Raw genomic sequence first — 3493 nt, 5'->3', positions numbered from 1 at the left:
GGGTGGGCACGGTCGACAGATTCAACATCGGTTGTGCGATCCAGTCACGTGGATTCTTCTGGATTGCTTCGGCACACTCTGCCCGTTACCTGTGCGGATTCGCTCGATGGAGTCGTGTTTTGATCCAGGCTACCGTCATCTCCCCAGAATGACCGACCTGAGTGGATTTCAGACGGATTCCAATTTTGACAAATATGCACAGGTGGCTCGGTAAATTTCCGGGATGATGGAATATCAAAAGTGAACCACCTTTCGCGAAAAAAGCACGCCATGGATCCTCGCGCGACACCTGATTTTGATACCCCCGCGGCCCGCGAAGCTCGCTACGGCGAATTCGTCAGTCTGCTGGCGCGGCATGACCAGTCGATTCGTCGATTCGTGCGTTCGTTATTGCCCTCCAATCAAGGGGTCGACGACGTGATGCAGGAGACGGCATTGGAGTGTTGGAAGAAATTTGAATCCTTCACGCCCGCAACGGCGGACGACGCGGTCGACGAATTCATTCGCTGGGCCTGCGTGATCGCACGCTACAAAGTGCTCAGCTGGCAGCGAGACAGTTCCCGAGACCGCTTGGTGTTCCGCGAAAGTGTGATCGAACGATTGGCGCAGGACGCGATGCAAGATTTGGAACAGCGCGATCGAGAACGCAAGGCGATCGAGAAGTGTTTGGGGGAATTGGACGACGATCATCGACGGCTCGTGTTGAGCGTTCACTCGCCGGGCGAGTCGATTGCCAAGATCGCGGAAGAGACCGGCGTCAAAACGCGGCGGCTGTACAGCAGAGTCAACGCGCTGCGCAAACAGCTTCTGGACTGTGTTCAGGGGCGGCTCGTTGAGGAGTGTTGAAGTGGACGACAAGATTCGCAACCTGATTTTCCAAGCCATCGACCAAACCATTTCGGCCGACGATTTCGACGTGTTGCAGGACGCGATCGAGCGGCGTGAAGAGGTTCGATCGGAGTATTTGCGGGCGGTCAGCCTGTGTGAATCTCTGGGCGAGATCGCGACCGAGTCCGGTGGCGATTTGCACGCGGGGCAATCCCCGCGAAACGACTCGCCGGCCAGTGTGCTCGACGACGCAACGGGATGGACGTGGCAACGATTGGCGATTGCGGCAACCGTTCTCGCTCTGGTCGGCGGCGTCGCGTACTGGTTCGGACAAAGCAACGATGGTGACGATCCCCAGCGGGTCGAGATCGCACAAGTCGCATCGGACGAACCGGCAGAGGCATTGATTGCGGGCCATGCGACGCTGCGAAGTGCTGTCGATTTGCAGTGGTCTAGCGATTCACTTGCGTTCCGCGAAGGCGATGTGTTGCCCAACGGTGTCTTGCAGTTCGACGAGGGGATCGCGGAAATCGACTTCTTTTGCGGTGCGACTTTGATTGTCGAGGGACCCGCGGCGCTCGATGTCGAATCGGATTGGTCGGTTCGCGTGGTCAAGGGGCGGTTGCGGGCCAGTGTTCCGCCGGCGGCGCGTGGGTTTATCGTCAAGGCGGCCGACTCAGAGATCATCGACTTGGGGACCGAATTTGCAGTGGAGGTCGGCGCCGACGAAGCGCGTGTCGAGGTGATCGATGGCGAAGTGGAATTGCGCGGTGGCCGGCACGACGGCGACCATCTGGTCACCGGAGAACGGCAATGGTTGAAGGGATCGCAGTCTCGCCCGGATGCGTTCGAGGGACTCAGTACGGTCAATGATTTGCAACGTCGACGTGAAGACGCCCAATCGCAACAGTTCGAACAATGGAAAACCTACTCGCGGCAGTTGAGGACCGACGATCGGTTGATCGCGTATTACCCGATCGCTGAATCGGACGCTGAACGCTTCATTCCGAACCGCGCCGCGTCGGGGTCAGAACTCGACGGCATTCTGGTCGGCCCCGTGACGCGAGCCGACGGTCGATTCGGGGCCGCATCGACCGCGTTGGAATTTGACCGTCCGGGATCGCGTGTGCGAACCCGGATCGATGGAGCATTCGACGCGTTCACGTTCGCCTGCTGGGTCAGAATTGACAGTTTGGAGCATCGTTACAATTCGCTGTTCATGGGCGACGGCTATGAGAACGGCGAACCGCATTGGCAAATTCACGAAGACGGTCGGCTGATGTTTTCGGTGATGGTCGATGACACGCCCGGAGCGGGACTCGGCCCCGCAGAAGATTCCAGGTTGCACCGGATCTATTACACCGAACCGATTTGGGATGTGTCCGAGAGCGGCAAGTGGTTGCACATCGCGGCGGTCTATGACCCCGTCGCTCGACAAGTCAACCAGTTCGTCAACGGTGAACTGATCAGCAGTGAACCGATCACGGATCAATTCCATGTCCAAACGCTTCGGATCGGGACAGCTGAAATCGGAAACTGGGGACAGCCGCTGCGAAATTCACCTTGGTTCGCCGTCCGTAACTTGAACGGTGCGATCGACGAACTGGCGATCTTTAACGCCGCACTCGGCCGCGAAGAAATTCAGACGCTGTACGAACAAGGGAAACCGCTCGGGTATTAGTCGCTGTCGGACTCAACACCACGGTCTCGACACGACGGTCGACTTCAATCGTTCTCCGATCAAATCGAATTGATGCAACACACCTTTTATAGAATCGCGTTTTCCGTTGGGATGCTCGCCACGTTCGCAGCCCTCGGCCATGCCGGGGAGCAAGACCGTCCGAACATCGTCGTGATCCTCTGTGACGACCTGGGCTACGCCGATGTGGGCTTCAACGGCGCCACCGACATCGCGACGCCGCAGTTGGATCAGCTGGCCGCGGCCGGTACGATTTTTACATCGGCCTATGTCACGCACCCCTTCTGTGGTCCCAGTCGGATGGGGCTGATGTCGGGCCGCTATCCGCATTCGTTCGGGGCGCCGTACAACCTGCCCAACAGCGGGCTCGGTATTCAGGCCTACAACCGCGAAGGGATCGATGTCAATGAAACCCTGATCAGCACGGTGTTGCAGGACGCGGGGTACCGAACCGGCGCGATCGGTAAATGGCACATGGGGTACGAGCACCCGTTCCATCCCAACCAACGCGGGTTCGACGAGTTTTACGGGTTTCTCGGCGGAGGCCATCAGTACTTCCCGGATCGATACCGGCCGATTTACGAGCGGCAGATTCGGGCCGGCAAGACAACAATCAATGACTACATCGCCCCGCTGGAACACAACGGCAAAACGGTCAATGAAACGGAGTACATCACCGACGGGCTGTCGCGCGAGGCGGTGCGTTTTGTCGAATCAGCGGGCGACAAAGACCAACCGTTTTTTCTGTATCTGGCCTACAACGCGCCGCACAGTCCGCTCGAAGCGAAGGCCGAAGATTTGGCGCGGTTTGACGGTATCAAGGACAAGAAGCGGCAAACCTACGCTGCGATGGTTTACGCCGTCGACCGCGGCGTCGGTCAACTGGTCCAAACGCTGAAGGATTCCGGTGAGTTCGATGACACGTTGATCGTCTTCCTGAGCGACAACGGCGGAAAACTCGGTCTG

At 58.4% G+C, this 3493-nt stretch carries 3 protein-coding genes; all 3 read left to right on the top strand.

The genetic code is table 11. The features are described 5' to 3' along the window. Positions 1–270 precede the first annotated feature (270 nt). Positions 271–846 carry a sigma-70 family RNA polymerase sigma factor gene (locus tag ABX749_RS26355; protein ID WP_372898627.1) on the top strand — a complete coding sequence of 192 codons (576 nt, stop codon included), beginning with the start codon at positions 271–273 and terminating at the stop codon, positions 844–846. Position 847: 1 nt separating this feature from the next. Further along, the gene (locus ABX749_RS26350; RefSeq protein WP_145216552.1) at positions 848–2509 is read left to right on the top strand and encodes a LamG-like jellyroll fold domain-containing protein; all 1662 of its coding nucleotides are present in this window, start codon (positions 848–850) and stop codon (positions 2507–2509) included. A gap of 72 nt (positions 2510–2581) precedes the next feature. Next, a partial coding sequence (locus ABX749_RS26345) for a sulfatase-like hydrolase/transferase (RefSeq protein ID WP_372898626.1) occupies positions 2582–3493 on the top strand: 912 nt, incomplete at its 3' end.

Origin of the sequence: Stieleria sp. (assembly GCF_041595215.1) — a bacterium.
GTDB classification, from domain to species: Bacteria; Planctomycetota; Planctomycetia; order Pirellulales; family Pirellulaceae; genus Stieleria; species Stieleria magnilauensis.
This window is presented reverse-complemented; position numbering and strand designations above follow the sequence as displayed.